Genomic DNA, 16,632 nt, shown 5'->3' with positions numbered 1-16,632 from the left:
ACTAACTTATTAAATATTTCAAACGTAAACATCTTGATTTCCTGCAAGGTTTCCAAAACCTTGTAGGTATAACTAATGATGATATTCCTAATCTAACTTAGCTGTAAGGTTAAAAAACCTTACAAGGTTGCAACAATATTACTCAAATGTGTGTTTTTCAGTTAAAAAATCATTTTTTTGATTGTGACAAAAAACGAAATTTTCTACACCTCCAAACAGCTTCAACACTTCTTCTTTCTCTATTTTTGTTTCTTTATTTGAAATAAAAGCTTGATAGGAAGAATACTTATAATCCTGAAATTTTAAATCTAAATGATGCTTCGGATTCAAATGCACATATAGTATCAATTGTTTCAAATAATTTTCATCGTTTAGCTTTATCCTCTTAAAATGTTTTTCAAATAAGCTTCCGGTTCTGTCTATATGTTTATTAAAAGCTTTAGCATAAGAATTAAAAAAATTAGAAAATGCCTGTGTCACTATTTTCTCATCTTCATTTAATCGGATAATTAAATGAAAATGATTATCCATTAAGCAATATCCAAATATTGAGATTTTACCCAATAAATATTTTGAAAGTTGTTTTAAAAAGAAAATTTTGTTTTCATCATTTTCGAAAATAGGAGCACCATTAATTCCTTTATTGTAAATATGATAATAGCAATCTTTTTCTAAAACTTCTAATTTCATATTATACATTTTAAGTTGATCCTGCAAGGTTTTTTAACCTTGTAGGTATAAACCATGTCAGCAAAATTTTAAAAAACACCTACAAGGTTCAAAAAAAACCTTGCAGGAAATACAGTAAAATAAATATTACTGATTATATTCCTTCACCGCATCAATAAACGCTTTCGCGTGATCCACAGGAATATTTGGTAAAATTCCGTGACCTAAATTCACGATGTATTTGTCTTTTCCGAATTCGTCAATCATTTCGTGTACCATCTTCTTGATAACTGGAATTGGAGACAACAATCTAGATGGATCAAAATTTCCTTGCAAAGTGATGTTTCCACCAGACAGGTATCTTGCATTTCTTGGAGAACAAGTCCAATCCACTCCAAGTGCAGAAGCTCTACTGTTCCCCATTTCGCCCAACGCAAACCAACATCCTTTTCCGAAAACAATAACCGGTGCGTCATCTGCTAAAGCTTCAATGATTTGGTTAATGTATTTCCAAGAAAATTCCTGATAATCAACTGGAGAAAGCATTCCACCCCAAGAGTCAAAAATTTGAACGGCGTTTACTCCCGCTTTTACTTTTTCTTTTAGGTATAAAATGGTGGTATCGGTAATTTTTTGCAATAAAACATGCGCTGCTTCCGGATATTGGAAACAAAATCCTTTGGCCATATCAAAGCTTTTAGAACCTTTCCCTTCCACTGCATAGCACATAATTGTCCAAGGAGAACCCGCAAAACCAATTAACGGCACCTCATCATTCAACATTTCTTTTGTCAATTTGATAGCGTCAAAAACGTAACCTAATGTTTCGTGAACGTCTGGAACAATTACCTTTTCCACATCTTGAATCGTACGAATTGGATTTGGTAAATACGGACCAAAATTAGGTTTCATCTCTACATCAATTCCCATTGCTTGTGGAATTACCAAGATATCCGAAAATAAAATCGCAGCATCTGGAGCAATTCTTCGTATCGGCTGAACTGTAATTTCTGCAGCTAATTCCGGAGTTTGACAACGGGTGAAAAAATCATATTTATCACGCAAAGCGATGAATTCCGGCAAATATCTTCCGGCTTGACGCATCATCCAAACTGGTGGACGTTGTACTGTTTCTCCTTTTAGTGCTCTTAAAAATAGGTCGTTCTTAAGCATGTATTTAAATTTTAGCAGATTGCTAGATGCTTTCCGTTGTATAATATTCAATAACCTCCTCTATCACCTCTTCGATAGTTGGCGTTTCGGCAATTACTATGTTTTTAATTTTCTTTGATTCTAATGCTGATGCTGTAGTAGTGCCTATGCAAAAACAAACTTCATTCTTGATTTTATTATTTGTCAAATAACTTTCAACGGCAGATGGGCTAAAAAACAGAATCCCGTCAAAATTTTCTTGGTCTGATATTTTAAAAGGCGCAAGTGTTGTTTGATACACTTCGATTTCGTTAAAAGTTATTCCTGCGCTTTTTAATGCTTCAGGCAACGTTTCTTTTCGCAAATTTCCGCTCAAAAAAGTATAGCTTTCCTTATTGTAAATTAAAGTGATTATTTCCGACAATTCAGAGGCGTAATCCATATAGACATCGACTGTAAAACCATGTAATTCAAGTAAATCCTTGGTTTTAATACCTACACAAAAAACAGGTTTAGTCTTTAAAACTTCCCAACCGTTTTGCTCTATCAAACTTAAAACAGCATTTTGACTGCTAAAAATTAAGTTGTTATTGATCGTATTGATATCAAAAAGGTTGTTTTTAATTTCGATGAAATCTTGTTCTAAAAGATCAAAATTAGCGTCTAGAAATGCTTGTCTTTGTTCATCTGACAATGTTTTAGTAGATAAAATGCTTGTTTGGCTCATTATTTCTTCAAATTAATTTTAATTGCTGTCATCAATTCTGCTCCGCCATTTTCTAAAATTTCTTTGGCACAATAAAATCCTAATTTCTTCCATTCCTGCATCGGAACGGTTTTTTCAATTTCGATTTTTTGCTTTCCATCGATAGAAAACAAAACACCTTTAAACAAAATATCATCTTCTACAAAAACTGCTAAAGCGCCAATTGGTGCCGTACAACCGCCTTCCAGTGTTTTTAGGAACTGTCTTTCGATATGTGTACATACTTCGGTATCAATATCGTTGAGTTCGTTTAGCGCTTGTCTGCAAAATTCATCATTTGCCATTGCAACAACAACCATAGCACCTTGAGCCGGCGCTGGAATCATCCAATCCAAATCGATATAATTAGAAGGTTTTAAGTTGATTCTTTCTAATCCTGCTGCCGCGAAAATGGCTCCGTTCCAATCGCTTTCCTGCAATTTCTGCATTCTCGTATTTACGTTTCCACGCAAATCTACTACTTTATGATTGGGATATTTGTTCAACCATTGTGCCTGACGACGCAAACTTCCTGTGGCAATTGTGCCTTCTCCGTTAAGAAAATCGAGGTTCCCTTTGTGTACTAAAATATCCAACGTGCTCGCTCTTTCAAGAACAGCCGCCTGAACAATTCCTATTGGCAAAGCCGTTGGAACATCTTTCATGGAATGCACAGCAATATCGACTTGGCCATTTATCATAGCGATATCGAGTGTTTTAGTGAAAATTCCTGTGATTCCTAATTCGTAAAGTGGTTTGTCAAGGATGATATCTCCTTGTGATTTTACTGCTGTAATTTCGGTTTTATAGCCTAAATCATTTAGCTTTTTTTCGACGGTGTTGGCTTGCCAAAGTGCTAGTTCACTATCGCGGGTTCCTATGCGTATCGTTTTGCTCATTATTTTATAGTCGCTCCTATTTTGAAAACTTTCTCAATCCATTCAATACTTTCATCCACCATCGTGTCATCATCTTTTAAATGATTGGCGAAATGAGTTGTAATTTTTTGAATAATTCTGTTGCTGATTATTTCGGCTTGCTCTTCATTGAAATTTGAAATTTTCCTGCTTTGGAAATCCAGTTCAGATGTTTTTATTGCATTCAATTTTGCTTTCAAAGCATTAATTGTAGGAGCAAATTTTCTGCCTTTGGTCCAAGTAATAAATTCTTCTTTAATTTCTTCAATGATCGCCTCAGCAGCAGGAATGTGTTTTTTTCTATTTTCTAAAGTTTCGTCTGTTAGTTGTGACAAATAATCCATGTGAATCAACGTAACGCCTTCAATTTCTTCCACGTTTTCATTCACATTTTTTGGAATCGATAAATCCAAAATCAACAGTGGTTTTTTCAAATTCAGAATCGCTTTGTCAATCGTTGGATTTTGCGCGCCGGTTGCTACTACAACAACATCTGCTTTTTGTAGTTCTAAATGCAATTCCGAATAATCTTTTACGATTAAATTCAACTTTCCGGCTAATTTTTCTGCTTTTTCTTTGGTCCTATTGATTAAGGTAATATGTTCATTTTTAGTATGCTTTACTAAATTTTCACACGTATTTCTACCAATTTTTCCGGTACCAAACAAGAGGATGTTTTTGTTTCCAATGTCTTGCACATTGTTGATAATATAACGAACTGCGGCAAAAGAAACCGAAGTAGCGCCAGAACTAATTTCTGTATCGGTTTTTATTTTTTTACTGGCTTGAATAACGGCATTCACCAATCGTTCCATAAAAGTATTGGCTAGACCTAATGTTTTTGATTGCGAAAAACTTGATTTTATTTGTGCTATAATTTCAAAATCACCTAATATTTGACTGTCTAAACCAGTTCCTACACGAAACATGTGGCTAATGGCTTCTTGGTTTTTATAGACAAAACCAACTTTTTGAAATGATTCAACGGATCCTTGACTATTCTCGCAAATTAATTTGATTAGCTGAAATGGGTGTTCCGCGAAACCGTAAATTTCGGTACGGTTACAGGTAGAAGTGACTATTAAACTCTCTATTCCTTCATTCTTGGCTTGTTCCAGCAAACGCATTTTTGCAGCAGCATCTAAACTAAATTTCCCTCTAATCTCAGCATCTGCTTTTTTGTAGCTTAATCCAACGGAGTAAAAATACTGATGCTTTGATGTGTTATTGTTTTCCATATTTGCACTTTTCCAAAAAGTGAAACAAAATTAGAACTATAGTATCTATAAAAGTAACGCTAGAAGTTCTTTTTGTATCGCTTAATGATTTTTTAATTCTAATGGCTTATTTTACGGTAAAAAAATCTATTTTTGTAATGAAATCAAGTCGTTTGAATTAAACTATTTAGAGTTGTTCTAAATAAATAGACTTGATAATTATCATTTTCATATTAAAAAAATATCGCTATGGGTTCTCAAGAAATCATAAAAATTGAAGATGACTTTACGCTCATTCGCTTTCAGAATGACAGCCCCGAAACCTTTCAAGCCCAACGCGAAGTAAGCAGCGGATTGATTCAGTTTCATTTTGGATTAAAAGGAAATGCGAAATTTATCTTTAATCAAGGTAATTATGCTTTAGAAATGAAAGAGGAAAAATCACTGCTTTTATATAATCCACAAAAAGAATTGCCATTAAATCTGGAATTAGCCCCAAATTCCTGGGTGATATCTGTGATTATATCTATTAAGAAATTTCATGCTTTGTTTTCGACAGAAGCGGATTACATCACATTTTTAAGTACCGATAATAAAGACAAAAAATATTATGACGAGGGAAATATAAGTCCATCGATGGCAATTGTTTTATCGCAACTATTCCATTACAGCTTGCATCCGTCAATAAAAAACCTGTATTATAAAGGAAAAGGTTACGAATTACTGAGCCTATACTTCAATAGAACCGAAGATCCAAACGCAGAACAATGTCCGTTTTTGATAGACGAAGACAATGTAATGAAAATTAGAAAAGCCAAAGAAATAATCATTGCTAATATGGCTGAACCGCCAGGATTGCAAGAGTTAGCTGATGAAATAGGCTTGAATTTAAAGAAACTTAAAATGGGTTTTAAACAAATTTATGGCGATACCGTTTACGGATTTTTATTTGATTATAAAATGGATTTCGCTCGAAAACTTCTAGACAGCGGGTCTTATAATGTAAACGAGGTAGGATTAAAAATTGGGTACAGCACCGGAAGTCATTTCATAGCAGCTTTCAAAAAGAAATTTGCTACTACGCCCAAAAAATATTTGATGTCAATCAACCCAAATATGCCGTAAACAATTGATTTCTTATATTAAACAATAAATAAATAATAGTTAATCGCAAATTATAAAAAAGTAAGTTTAATTACTTTTGTACCAACAAAAAAAGACAACATGAAAGGTGTATTATTAGTTAATTTAGGTTCTCCGGAAAGTCCAACTGCTAAAGATGTTAAGCCATATTTAGATGAATTTTTAATGGATAAATACGTAATAGATGTTCCGTTTTTATTACGTGCATTATTAGTGCGCGGGATCATATTACAAACAAGACCTAAAAAATCAGCAGCAGCCTACGCTAGAATTTGGTGGGACGAAGGTTCTCCATTAGTTGTTATATCAAAAAGAATGCACGAAAAAGTGCAAAAATTGGTAGACATTCCTGTATCCTTAGCGATGCGTTACGGAAATCCATCTTTATTGTCTGGTTTACAAGAACTACATGACAAAGGCGTGAACGAAGTAATGCTTTTCCCGTTGTACCCTCAACATGCGATGGCATCCACAACTACAATACTAGAATTGGCTGAAGAACACCGTAAAAAATATTTTCCGGAAATGAAATTTACAATTGTTCCTGCTTTTTATAACAAACCCGATTATTTACAAAATCTGGCCGATTCTATCAAAGGGCATTTAGAAGGTTTTGATTACGATCATTTATTATTCTCTTACCATGGGATTCCGGAACGTCACATTCGCAAGACAGATATTACCAAATCACATTGTAAAATTGATGGTTCTTGCTGCAACACGCCTTCACCGGCACACGAATTTTGCTATCGTCACCAATGTTACGAAACTACGAAACAAGTTGTAAAATTACTGGGGATTCCAGAAGGTAAATACAGTCAGACTTTTCAATCACGCTTGGCTGGGGACAAATGGTTAACACCTTACACGGATGTAGAGGTAAACAAAATGCCTGAAAAAGGAATTAAAAACCTAGCCGTTGTAACGCCAGCTTTTGTTTCAGATTGTTTAGAGACATTGGAAGAAATTGCTATGGAAGCTAATCATGAATTTAAAGTTCACGGAGGAGAAAACTTCAAAGCAATTCCATGTTTGAATGACAGTGATGATTGGTGTAAAACCGTGAGTAACTGGATTTCAAATTGGTCTAACACCTCTTCCACCATCTCAAAAGAAATTAATTCTGAAAAAACAACCGCCTAAATGGCTGTTACTGCCGATGAGTTAGGAACTCAAGACATCAAAAAACTCTTGATAAAACAAGCAGTTCCCTCCTCTATTGGGATTTTATTCATGTCGGTTAATATTTTAATTGATACCATTTTTGTTGGACAATGGATTGGTTCTTTGGCTATTGCGGCAGTAACTGTAGTTTTGCCCATAACCTTTTTGATTTCTTCTTTGGGAATGGCGATTGGTGTGGGCGGAGGTTCTGTACTTTCCAGAGCATTAGGAGCAAATAAAAAGGAAAAAGCATTGCATACTTTTGGTAATCAAATCATGATGACATTTCTGTTGGCATCAGTTTTTGTGGTATTTGGTCTTTTCTTTAGCGACGAAATGCTGACGCTTTTTGGTGCAAAAGGTGCTATCATAAAACCTGCAAAAGAATTTTTTATTCCAATTATCATTAGCGTTCCGTTTTTGGCACTCTGCATGATGGGAAACAATGTTATCCGCGCTGAAGGAAAGGCGAAGTTCGCGATGGTTGCGATGATTATTCCCGCGTTTGTCAATATCGCATTAGATATTCTTTTTATCAAATACTTAGCTTTAGGAATGTTTGGGGCTGCTCTAGCAACCGCCATATCCTATTTTACTTGCTTTTTGTTTGTGCTTTGGTTTTTTGTTTTTAAAAGTGAGTTGCGATTAAAAATGAAGCATTTTAAATTTAGAATGCCCATAGTAAAAGAAATTACGGAATTAAGCTTCGTGACTTTTTCTAGACAAGGAGTTGTGAGCATTTTATCCATCATTCTAAATCATACCTTGTACACGTATGGAGGCGAGCATTCTGTAGCTATTTATGGAATTATAAGCCGAATGTTAATGTTCGCCTTGTTCCCTATCCTAGGAATTACACAAGGATTTCTGCCAATTGCAGGTTATAATTACGGTGCTGGAAATTATGGGAGAGTGAAAGAAAGTGTGCAACTTTCCATACTATATGCCGCGATTTTAGCCTCATTGATTTTTGTGGTAATCTTAATTTTTGCAAAACCTATCGTTGCTATTTTTACAACTGACCCACTAGTGAATGACCAAACACCTGAAGCCTTGCGCTGGGTTTTTGCGGCTTCACCAGTTATTGCCGTTCAACTTATTGGCGCAGCATATTTTCAAGCGGCGGGAAAGGCAAAAAAAGCTTTGCTTTTGACGCTAAGCAAACAAGGATTTTTCCTAATTCCGTTAGTGCTGATACTACCAAATTTTTTAGGTATTTTTGGAGTGTGGATTGCATTTCCAATTGCTGATGTTTTATCAACACTATTGACTGGCTATTTTTTAAAAAAAGAAATGGACACAAAACTGATTCAAACTAACGATGGAATACTATAATTACCTTAAATCCTTACACCTCATCTTTGTCATCACGTGGTTTGCGGGACTGTTTTACATTGTGCGATTGTTCGTTTACCAAATTGAAGCAGCAGATAAGCCTTCACCAGAAAAAGAAATCCTTCAAAAACAATACAAAATAATGACCTATCGTTTGTGGTATATTATCACTTGGCCATCGGCAGTTTTGGCCAGTATTTTTGCTTTTTGGATGTTGTTTTTTACTGATTTAGGCCAAGCGTGGTTGAAAATGCCTTGGATGCATGTAAAACTTGGCTTCGTATTTGCACTGTATTTATACCATGCAAAATGCCAACAAATATTCAGTCAATTGCAAAATGACGAGGTAAAATACACAACAACTTTCATGCGATTGTGGAATGAAGGCGCAACTATTATCCTTTTTGCTGTCGTATTTTTAGTTATTCTAAAAAATGCCGTCAACTGGATTTATGGCGTAATTGGGATTTTCTTATTTTCCATTTTAATAATGCTAGGCTTTAAATTTTACAAAAAAATCAGAGAAAGAAAATAGTGTTTAGTCGCAGTTTCCAATTGTAACTGAAAACCGGAACTGAAAATATAAACTAAAAAAAATGTTCAAAAGTTTCAAAATAGCAATGCTTTCGTTACGAATCAGGATTTTCCTTTCGATGATTGTATTGATATTAATGGCTTCTGTAATATTAGCTTCCATTTCAATCATCCAATTTAAAAATGAAGCCAAAGAATACCATCAAGAGCGGTTGGAACGCAATGAAAATGCAGTAAAACAACACATTAACTTCATTCTCTCAACAACGACTTATCCGCTAACCTCAGGAAATTTGGACTTGATTTTTAAGGATAAAATTCACGAATTAGCCCATATTCACAACATCGAAATCAATATTTACAGCTTAGACGGAAAGTTGTTGAAATCTTCCAAGGAATCCTTTTCTGTTGATAAAGTGGCTCCAGCAATTCCTAAGTACATTTTAAAACTGGTCCGCTCCTCTATCGAAAAAAGATACGTGGATATTAAAACTATTGATGAAAAAAAGAACCGTTCGGCTTTCAGCCAAATTAAAGACGACAAATTTAAACCGCTCGGAATATTAAACCTGCCTTATGTTGAAGATGACGGCTATTATGAAAATGAACTCAAAAGTTTCTTGATTCGTCTTGGGCAAGTGTACACATTCATGCTTCTTATGGCTTTTGCCCTTGCCTACTTCCTGTCGTCCTACATTACTAAATCATTAAAAACCATTTCGGATAAGCTGAGTGAGACGAGTTTGAGCCAAAAAAACGAGAAAATTGTTTTAGAAGCCAATAGCAAGGAAATAAATCTTTTGATAAAAGCGTATAACGGAATGGTGGATGAACTCGAAAAAAGTGCCATTAAATTAGCGCAAAGCGAACGTGAAGAAGCTTGGCGCGAAATGGCGAAACAAGTGGCGCACGAAATCAAAAATCCGCTTACGCCAATGCGATTAACGGTGCAGAGTTTTCAGCGGAAATTTGACCCGACTGATCCCAATGTAAAGCAGAAAATGAACGATTACTCCGAAACCTTGATTCAACAAATTGATACGATGAGCGCGGTGGCTTCGGCTTTTTCAAATTTTGCGTCGATGCCGGCACAGCAAAATGAAACCTTGAATGTGGTGGCTGTTGTAGAGCTGGCCATGGATATATTTAACGAAGATTACATTGTTTTCCAAAGTGATTCTCCCGAAATTATTTCGAAAATTGACCGAACGCAACTCATTCGAATCATTACAAATTTAGCAAAGAATGCCATTCAGTCTATTCCAGAACAACAGGAAATTAAATCGGTGGTGGTACGTATCAAAAAAGAGGAAAACAATGTATTAATAACAGTTTCTGACAACGGAATAGGAATTCAGCCTAAAGATATTGACCGCATATTCGAACCAAAATTCACCACCAAAAGCAGTGGAATGGGTCTTGGTCTTGGAATTATAAAAAACATTATCGAAAATTATAAAGGAACGATTACCTTTGAATCTGAATTTGGAAAAGGAACTACTTTTATTGTTTCGCTTCCAATAATTAACACCTAAAATACAAACATGAACTACGAAAATCTTTTAATTACCACCGAAAATAATATTGCAACGATAACCATAAACCGTCCTACAAAACTAAATGCGTTGAATGTTGCTACCATTTCAGATTTGAATAAAGCATTCAAAACATTAGGGAAAAATGATGAAATTCGTGTTATTATTTTAACGGGAAGCGGGGGAAAAGCGTTTGTAGCCGGAGCTGACATCTCTGAATTTGCCAATTTCTCGATAGAAGAGGGAACGCAATTGGCAGCAGAAGGACAAGAAAAATTATTTGATTTCATAGAAAATTTAAAAACTCCGGTAATTGCAGCGGTCAATGGTTTTGCATTGGGCGGCGGATTAGAATTAGCGATGTCGTGTCATTTCAGAGTCGCTTCAGAAAATGCAAAAATGGGATTGCCAGAAGTTTCGCTGGGCGTAATTCCAGGTTACGGAGGAACACAACGTTTGCCACAACTGATTGGAAAAGGACGTGCGATGGAAATGATTATGACCGCAGGAATGGTAACGGCTCAAGACGCTTACAGAACTGGATTGGTAAATCACGTAGTACCAGAAGCAGAACTTTTAGATTATTGTGTGAGTGTTGCCAATAAAATAATCAAGAACTCTCCGTACGCTATTGGTAAAGCCATAAAAGCTGTCAATGCTAATTTCAAAGAAGGAAAAAATGGGTATGAAGCCGAAATAAAAGCCTTTGGAAAATGCTTTGGAACCGAAGATTTTAAAGAAGGAACAACAGCATTTTTAGATAAAAGAAAAGCAGTTTTTACGGGGAGATAAGAACAAAAGAGAACCACATTGGTTCTCTTTTTAATTTATAAGTCATTATCCTTTAAAATAATCTTTCTTCAAAAACGGATTGTTTGATTTACAACACTTAATTTTGCAGACCCGTTTCGGAATATAACACATCATCTAAAAATCAAAATATGTCCTTCCAACCTGTATTTGAACTTTTCTGGGAAAAGGTAAAAGAAAGTATCGAAAACCATACCTACGCTAAACTTACGCTTGCCAAAACCATTGGTGATACGGAACTGAAAAATATTTATGTGCGTCCCGTTTTAGTGGAAAATGACGTGTTTAGTCTTTCGGTTACGGCGCGCTACAAAACCGAAGAAGTAGAAAGTTTCCATACACTTGACGAAGCTTTTATTGTATTGGCTCCGTATATGAACAACCCCTTTTTGACCGCTTTGCTGTTCACAACGGAGAATGACATTACTTTTAAACTAAATAAAAAAAGAGTAGGAACTATTATTGAACAAGCGCCGACTTTTAAAAATGCTTCAGATGTGATTCTGGAAATGAAAGCGAAAGGGATTTCGATTTAAGATTTTTGATTAATCCCGATAGCTATCGGGACTGATTTTTGATTTAAAAAATCAGCAAACGAAAAAACATCTGAAATTTAAAATCGTTAATCCGCAATCAAAAATCCTATTTCTCCCCTTCCCATTCCGCATAAAACTGCGCCAGAAATCCTTCCATGTAACGGTGTCTTTCTTGTGCTATTTGTTTTCCGGTTTGGGTATTCATCTTATCTTTTAAGAGCAATAACTTTTCGTAAAAATGATTGAGCGTTGGAGAATCATTCTTCTTGTATTCTTCCTTTGTCATACTGGAATTTGGGGCGATATTAGGATTGTATAGCGCTCTATTTTTAAATCCGCCATAATTAAATGTTCTGGCGATTCCAATGGCGCCAATCGCGTCTAAACGATCCGCATCCTGAACCACATCTAATTCTATTGATGAGAATTTCTTTTCAAAATTACCGCCTTTGTACGAGATGTTATCAATGATATTGACCACATGAGCGATAATCTCCTCATCAACATTTTCTGATTCTAAAAATTCACGGGCGATTCTTGGTCCAACGGTTTCATCACCATCATGAAACTTACTGTCGGCAATATCATGAAGCAAAGCCCCAAGTTTGACAACAGTGGTATCACAAACTTCATTCTTTGAAATCAGTACGGAATTTTTAAAGACTCTTTCTATATGAAACCAGTCGTGTCCGCCTTCGGCATTATCTAACTTTTCTTTTACAAAAAGAATCGTTTTGTCTATTAAATCAGAGTTTATCATTGTTTATTATATTTTAAAAAAAATGTTGAATTTCAAAGTTTTCCAACTTCAAAATCCAACATTTCAATTCTTTATTTAGAACTCAAAAATCTATCGTACTAAAGCTGGCTCAACCCATTTGAAGATATGTGATTCTTGTGGAATGACTAATCTTTCCGATATTTTCGCCATTCTACCCGGTAATTTCATCAAATAATCACGTGCTTTTTCTGCTTCATCAGTCAAACCGGAAATTTTGTCAATTTCCCATTTTTCAATTAATTTTTGCATGATATCCACATAATCCGCTGCAGTGTAAACTCCAATTCGTTGTGCAGAATCAGAAAACTGTTCGAAAGCAGTGCTTATTTTTTCACCGGATTCTCTAAGGAAATGCGCAGGCATAACGATTTTTGCTTTCATCATGTATTGGAAAGCAAGCATCATTTCACTTGGATCAACTTGAAAAATACGGTTAACAAATTCGCTGTACGCATGATGATGACGCATCTCGTCACCAGCAATCATTTTGCACATTTTAGATAATTTGTTGTCACCATATTTTTTAGCCATTTGTGCCACTCTGTTGTGAGAAACATAGGTTGCTAATTCCTGAAAACTAGTGTATACAAAGTTTTTATATGGATCTCTTCCGGTTCCAATATCAAAACCGTCGTTGATCAGGTGTTGGGTTGTAATTTCTACTTCGCGCATGTTTACACGACCTGATAAATACAGATATTTATTCAGTAAATCGCCATGACGATTTTCCTCACCAGTCCATTGTCTGATCCATTTAGACCAACCATTACGCTCCACATTATCAATTCCTTCTACGTCCATTAACCAGGATTCGTAAGTTGGCAAGGCTTCCTCAGTAATGGTATCCCCTACTAAAGTTACCCAGAAATCGTATGGTAAATCTTTTGCAATTTCACGTAATTCTTTGACCTCATCAAAAAAGGTATCGCTTTGGGAATTAGGCAAAAAATCTGTTGGCTGCCATATTTTCTCCACTGGAATTAGATACTGATCGACAAAGCTGTCTACGTTTTTTTCCAAAAACTGCATTACTTCTAATCGAATGTTTTTTATTGACATTATATATAAATTAAATTTTTATTCCTTGAACTACTGCTGCTTCTGTTTTATTCATTAAATCAGCAAAATCATAATCCTTAACGGCTAAGGGTTCGTGCACTACAAAGGTAAGGCGATTTCCTAAACCTAAAGGGAAAAACCCGTATTTAACTATTTTCCAAGAGTTGTTTATACTTACCGGAACCACATATGCCGAAGGCGCATTCTTGCATAAAATTTTAAGTCCCGTTTGAGAAAATTCTTTTGGTTTTCCCGTCTTGCTTCGTGTTCCTTCTGGAAAAATAACCGCCGAGCGCTTGTGTTTCTCAATATATTCTCCTAAACCTTTGATGGCCGGAATGGCTTGTTTGGGATCCTTACGATCAATAAGAACAGAACCTCCATGACGTAAATTAAATGACACACTTGGAATACCGCCTCCTAATTCCTTCTTACTTACAAATTTACAATGAAAACGGCGGAAAAACCAAATCATTGCAATAATATCGTACATACTTTGATGATTTGACACAAAAATTAAAGGTACATTTTTAGGAATTATTCCTATGTTTTCAAATTTGTATGTTGTTCCCAAAAGATTCGTACATCTCAACAAGAAAAAATTCAAATAATCAACACTTACTTTATGAGCTTGATAACCAAAAACACGGAAACAAACCCACTGTATCGGGTGAAAAATAACCAAAGTAAGACCAAAAAACAAATAATAGATTACGGAAATGGGATACGAAATTAGTTTTTGCATGCTTTAAAAATTTGGCACAAAAGTAAGAAATATATTTTTAGCGGTATTTAAATCCGAAACTATATCCAGGATCAACGTTTAATCGTAACTTTGCAAGTCAAAATCTATGTTTTTTTTCTATTATAATGAACTTCACTTACCCAAAAAACGAAAAGCTAAAAAGTAAAATCACTATTGGATTATTGTTTACCGAAGGGAAATCAGTATCTAAATATCCGCTGCGATTGGTGTATAAAGCCGGTACTTTTGGGAATCCCGAAGTGTCGGGAGAAAAAATAAAAATGGGCGTTTCTGTTTCCAAAAAGAATTTCAAGAAAGCCGTAGATCGCAATTATTTCAAGCGTGTTTTACGCGAAACCTATCGCCTGAACAAACACCTATTGATTGACAATCTGGACCAACCGTATTCCTTTATGTTTTTTTACCAAAGTAAAGACCGATTGACGTACGAGGAAATTAACACAAAAACCATTCAATTGTTTGAGAAGTTTGTTGCTCAAAATATTAAAAAACCAGTATCAGAAAGCAAATCTATTTCTAAAATTTAACCATTTGACCGATTCTAAATTGAACAGAGTTATCTTTAGATTCCTTTGTACACAATTATTTGGTGATTTATTGTTATTTTAGTGGTCTCAAATTTAGTTATTTAATCGCATGAACTTCCTCAAAAAAAAATTCATAATTCCTGTTGTCACTTCGGCATTTCTGTTCATTGGAACCAGTTTCAAAGATGATTTTTTCGAAATCGCCAAGCAAATCGAGATATTCACTACCCTTTTCAAGGAATTGAACCGCAATTATGTTGATCAAACCAATCCTGGAGAACTAATGGACAAGGCCATTAAAGGAATGCTGGTCAATTTAGACCCCTACACTGTTTATTTCAACGAGCAGGATGTGGTCCGATTTAAGATAAACAACACTGGAGAATATACCGGAATAGGCGCTTTACTGACTCGAAAAGAAGACAAATTAATCGTCAAGGAACCTTATAAAGATTTCCCAGCCGACAAAGCAGGTTTAAAAGCCGGAGACGAAATTATTCAGGTGGGCGATGTACTTTTGTCTGATTTTAAAGACGAGGCTTCTCAGTTATTCAAAGGTACTAAAAATACGAAGATTGACGTCAAATACATCCGTCAGGGAAAAGTGAATACAACACAGATTATTCTGGACGAAGTCGAGATCAAATCGGTTCCCTTTTTCGCAAAAATTGACGACAAAACGGGTTATATTGTATTGTCGCATTTTAACAAAAAAGCATCCTTGGAAACTAAAGAAGCTTTGGAACAACTCAAAAAAGACGGTGCGGAACGCATTATATTGGATGTACGAGATAATCCGGGTGGGCTTTTGAATGAAGCCGTGAATATCTGTAATTTATTTGTTGCAAAAAATGAGATTATCGTTACTACAAAATCAAAAATAGAGAAACACAATACCACCTATCAAACAACCAAAGATCCTGTAGATACTGAAATTCTTTTGATTATCCTTGTTAACGGCAGAAGTGCTTCGGCATCTGAAATTGTGGCTGGCGCACTTCAGGATTTAGATCGCGCTGTGGTGGTAGGAAGCCGCAGTTTTGGAAAAGGATTGGTACAAAGACCGGTAGATTTAACGTACGGAACACAACTAAAAGTTACTATTTCTCGTTATTATACGCCATCCGGAAGATGTATTCAAGCTTTAGATTATTCTCGAAAAGACAAAAATGGAATGGCCATAAAAACGGAAGAAAAGAACTTCAACGCTTTTAAGACCCGAAAAGGCAGAATCGTTTATGACGGCGGAGGAATCCAGCCTGATGTAGAACTGGAAGAAACAAAATCAAGTCCAATAACGAGTGCTTTGCTTCGCAACGACGGGATATTCAGCTATGCCACGACGTATTATTACAAAAATCCGAATTTAGGAAATCAGATTCCTGTCATTTCGGATGCGGATTATTCCGATTTCAAACAGTTCTTGAAAATACAGAAATTCTCTTTTGATACAGAAACCGAATTGGCTTTGAAAAATACTTTGGCTGTAGCCAAAAAAGAAAAACTGGACGAATCTATTCTGGCTGAATACCAACAATTGCTGGCCGCACTTCAGAAAAGTGAAAATGCTTTATTGGATAAAAATCAGAAGGAAATCAAAAATCTAATGGTTGATGAAATCATTAAACGCTACCAATATCAGGAAGGATTGTATCACTATTACACCAAAAACAACTCTGAAATTAAGAGATCTGTAAGTATTTTAAACAACGCAGACTATAAAACAATTTTGAAAATGTAAA

General features: G+C 35.3%; 17 protein-coding genes. 9 read left to right on the top strand and 8 right to left on the bottom strand.

Going from position 1 to position 16,632, the window contains the following annotated elements; translation table 11 throughout:
• Nucleotides 1-138 precede the first annotated feature (138 nt).
• The 5 genes from AC0J6S_RS04920 to hemA form a co-directional block, all read right to left on the bottom strand.
• Complete coding sequence (locus AC0J6S_RS04920) at nucleotides 139-690, bottom strand: transposase (protein WP_474955700.1); 552 nt, start codon at nucleotides 688-690, stop codon at nucleotides 139-141.
• A gap of 126 nt (nucleotides 691-816) precedes the next feature.
• Nucleotides 817-1,842, bottom strand: a complete 1,026-nt coding sequence (hemE, locus tag AC0J6S_RS04915) for a uroporphyrinogen decarboxylase (RefSeq protein WP_474955699.1) — start codon at nucleotides 1,840-1,842, stop codon at nucleotides 817-819.
• Between the two features lie 22 nt (nucleotides 1,843-1,864).
• The gene (locus AC0J6S_RS04910) at nucleotides 1,865-2,548 is read right to left on the bottom strand and encodes a uroporphyrinogen-III synthase (protein ID WP_474955698.1); all 684 of its coding nucleotides are present in this window, start codon (nucleotides 2,546-2,548) and stop codon (nucleotides 1,865-1,867) included.
• The gene (hemC, locus tag AC0J6S_RS04905; protein WP_474956325.1) at nucleotides 2,548-3,468 is read right to left on the bottom strand and encodes a hydroxymethylbilane synthase; all 921 of its coding nucleotides are present in this window, start codon (nucleotides 3,466-3,468) and stop codon (nucleotides 2,548-2,550) included. The genes AC0J6S_RS04910 and hemC overlap by 1 nt, the downstream gene beginning before the upstream one ends.
• Nucleotides 3,465-4,721: a glutamyl-tRNA reductase gene (hemA, locus tag AC0J6S_RS04900; RefSeq protein ID WP_474955697.1), complete on the bottom strand. Its 1,257-nt coding sequence runs from the start codon at nucleotides 4,719-4,721 to the stop codon at nucleotides 3,465-3,467. Before hemA ends, hemC begins: the two co-directional genes overlap by 4 nt.
• A gap of 228 nt (nucleotides 4,722-4,949) precedes the next feature.
• Between hemA and AC0J6S_RS04895 the strand changes: the two genes are divergently transcribed.
• The 7 genes from AC0J6S_RS04895 (at nucleotide 4,950) to AC0J6S_RS04865 (ending at nucleotide 11,757) form a co-directional block, all read left to right on the top strand.
• Nucleotides 4,950-5,825, top strand: coding sequence for a helix-turn-helix domain-containing protein (locus AC0J6S_RS04895; RefSeq protein WP_474955696.1), 876 nt, complete (start codon nucleotides 4,950-4,952; stop codon nucleotides 5,823-5,825).
• Between the two features lie 99 nt (nucleotides 5,826-5,924).
• On the top strand, nucleotides 5,925-6,986 hold the full coding sequence (gene hemH, locus AC0J6S_RS04890; protein WP_474955695.1) for a ferrochelatase: 1,062 nt from the start codon (nucleotides 5,925-5,927) through the stop codon (nucleotides 6,984-6,986).
• Nucleotides 6,987-8,342: an MATE family efflux transporter gene (locus AC0J6S_RS04885; protein ID WP_474955694.1), complete on the top strand. Its 1,356-nt coding sequence runs from the start codon at nucleotides 6,987-6,989 to the stop codon at nucleotides 8,340-8,342.
• On the top strand, nucleotides 8,329-8,877 hold the full coding sequence (locus AC0J6S_RS04880; RefSeq protein WP_474955693.1) for a CopD family protein: 549 nt from the start codon (nucleotides 8,329-8,331) through the stop codon (nucleotides 8,875-8,877). The genes AC0J6S_RS04885 and AC0J6S_RS04880 overlap by 14 nt, the downstream gene beginning before the upstream one ends.
• 61 nt (nucleotides 8,878-8,938) lie before the next feature.
• Nucleotides 8,939-10,411 carry an ATP-binding protein gene (locus tag AC0J6S_RS04875; RefSeq protein ID WP_474955692.1) on the top strand — a complete coding sequence of 491 codons (1,473 nt, stop codon included), beginning with the start codon at nucleotides 8,939-8,941 and terminating at the stop codon, nucleotides 10,409-10,411.
• A 9-nt stretch (nucleotides 10,412-10,420) separates the two neighbouring features.
• Nucleotides 10,421-11,203, top strand: a complete 783-nt coding sequence (locus tag AC0J6S_RS04870) for an enoyl-CoA hydratase/isomerase family protein (RefSeq protein WP_474955691.1) — start codon at nucleotides 10,421-10,423, stop codon at nucleotides 11,201-11,203.
• Between the two features lie 149 nt (nucleotides 11,204-11,352).
• On the top strand, nucleotides 11,353-11,757 hold the full coding sequence (locus tag AC0J6S_RS04865; RefSeq protein WP_474955690.1) for a hypothetical protein: 405 nt from the start codon (nucleotides 11,353-11,355) through the stop codon (nucleotides 11,755-11,757).
• A gap of 106 nt (nucleotides 11,758-11,863) precedes the next feature.
• On the opposite strand, the gene AC0J6S_RS04860 is transcribed toward AC0J6S_RS04865, so the two are convergent.
• The 3 genes from AC0J6S_RS04860 to AC0J6S_RS04850 form a co-directional block, all read right to left on the bottom strand.
• Nucleotides 11,864-12,517: an HD domain-containing protein gene (locus AC0J6S_RS04860; RefSeq protein ID WP_474955689.1), complete on the bottom strand. Its 654-nt coding sequence runs from the start codon at nucleotides 12,515-12,517 to the stop codon at nucleotides 11,864-11,866.
• Between the two features lie 90 nt (nucleotides 12,518-12,607).
• Nucleotides 12,608-13,597, bottom strand: coding sequence for an acyl-ACP desaturase (locus AC0J6S_RS04855; RefSeq protein WP_474955688.1), 990 nt, complete (start codon nucleotides 13,595-13,597; stop codon nucleotides 12,608-12,610).
• 10 nt (nucleotides 13,598-13,607) lie between these two features.
• On the bottom strand, nucleotides 13,608-14,342 hold the full coding sequence (locus AC0J6S_RS04850) for a lysophospholipid acyltransferase family protein (RefSeq protein ID WP_474955687.1): 735 nt from the start codon (nucleotides 14,340-14,342) through the stop codon (nucleotides 13,608-13,610).
• A gap of 125 nt (nucleotides 14,343-14,467) precedes the next feature.
• Here AC0J6S_RS04850 and rnpA point away from each other — a divergent pair, with 125 nt between their 5' ends.
• Both rnpA and AC0J6S_RS04840 read left to right on the top strand, forming a co-directional pair.
• On the top strand, nucleotides 14,468-14,890 hold the full coding sequence (rnpA, locus tag AC0J6S_RS04845; protein WP_474955686.1) for a ribonuclease P protein component: 423 nt from the start codon (nucleotides 14,468-14,470) through the stop codon (nucleotides 14,888-14,890).
• Between the two features lie 109 nt (nucleotides 14,891-14,999).
• Nucleotides 15,000-16,631, top strand: coding sequence for a S41 family peptidase (locus tag AC0J6S_RS04840; protein ID WP_474955685.1), 1,632 nt, complete (start codon nucleotides 15,000-15,002; stop codon nucleotides 16,629-16,631).
• Nucleotide 16,632: the final 1 nt, after the last annotated feature.

Source organism: Flavobacterium sp. TS_SC_5 (genome assembly GCF_056156265.1).
Note: the sequence above shows the minus strand (reverse complement) of the source record. Positions and strands in the feature narration are given on the sequence as shown.

What these genes read in the sequence shown, in the direction of transcription:
- AC0J6S_RS04920 (WP_474955700.1), bottom strand. Translation starts at nt 690, where the DNA reads ATGAAATTAGAAGTTTTAGAAAAAGATTGCTATTATCATATTTACAAT.
- hemE (WP_474955699.1), bottom strand. Translation starts at nt 1,842, where the DNA reads ATGCTTAAGAACGACCTATTTTTAAGAGCACTAAAAGGAGAAACAGTA.
- AC0J6S_RS04910 (WP_474955698.1), bottom strand. Translation starts at nt 2,548, where the DNA reads ATGAGCCAAACAAGCATTTTATCTACTAAAACATTGTCAGATGAACAA.
- hemA (WP_474955697.1), bottom strand. Translation starts at nt 4,721, where the DNA reads ATGGAAAACAATAACACATCAAAGCATCAGTATTTTTACTCCGTTGGA.
- AC0J6S_RS04895 (WP_474955696.1), top strand. Translation starts at nt 4,950, where the DNA reads ATGGGTTCTCAAGAAATCATAAAAATTGAAGATGACTTTACGCTCATT.
- hemH (WP_474955695.1), top strand. Translation starts at nt 5,925, where the DNA reads ATGAAAGGTGTATTATTAGTTAATTTAGGTTCTCCGGAAAGTCCAACT.
- AC0J6S_RS04885 (WP_474955694.1), top strand. Translation starts at nt 6,987, where the DNA reads ATGGCTGTTACTGCCGATGAGTTAGGAACTCAAGACATCAAAAAACTC.
- AC0J6S_RS04880 (WP_474955693.1), top strand. Translation starts at nt 8,329, where the DNA reads ATGGAATACTATAATTACCTTAAATCCTTACACCTCATCTTTGTCATC.
- AC0J6S_RS04875 (WP_474955692.1), top strand. Translation starts at nt 8,939, where the DNA reads ATGTTCAAAAGTTTCAAAATAGCAATGCTTTCGTTACGAATCAGGATT.
- AC0J6S_RS04870 (WP_474955691.1), top strand. Translation starts at nt 10,421, where the DNA reads ATGAACTACGAAAATCTTTTAATTACCACCGAAAATAATATTGCAACG.
- AC0J6S_RS04865 (WP_474955690.1), top strand. Translation starts at nt 11,353, where the DNA reads ATGTCCTTCCAACCTGTATTTGAACTTTTCTGGGAAAAGGTAAAAGAA.
- AC0J6S_RS04860 (WP_474955689.1), bottom strand. Translation starts at nt 12,517, where the DNA reads ATGATAAACTCTGATTTAATAGACAAAACGATTCTTTTTGTAAAAGAA.
- AC0J6S_RS04855 (WP_474955688.1), bottom strand. Translation starts at nt 13,597, where the DNA reads ATGTCAATAAAAAACATTCGATTAGAAGTAATGCAGTTTTTGGAAAAA.
- AC0J6S_RS04850 (WP_474955687.1), bottom strand. Translation starts at nt 14,342, where the DNA reads ATGCAAAAACTAATTTCGTATCCCATTTCCGTAATCTATTATTTGTTT.
- rnpA (WP_474955686.1), top strand. Translation starts at nt 14,468, where the DNA reads ATGAACTTCACTTACCCAAAAAACGAAAAGCTAAAAAGTAAAATCACT.
- AC0J6S_RS04840 (WP_474955685.1), top strand. Translation starts at nt 15,000, where the DNA reads ATGAACTTCCTCAAAAAAAAATTCATAATTCCTGTTGTCACTTCGGCA.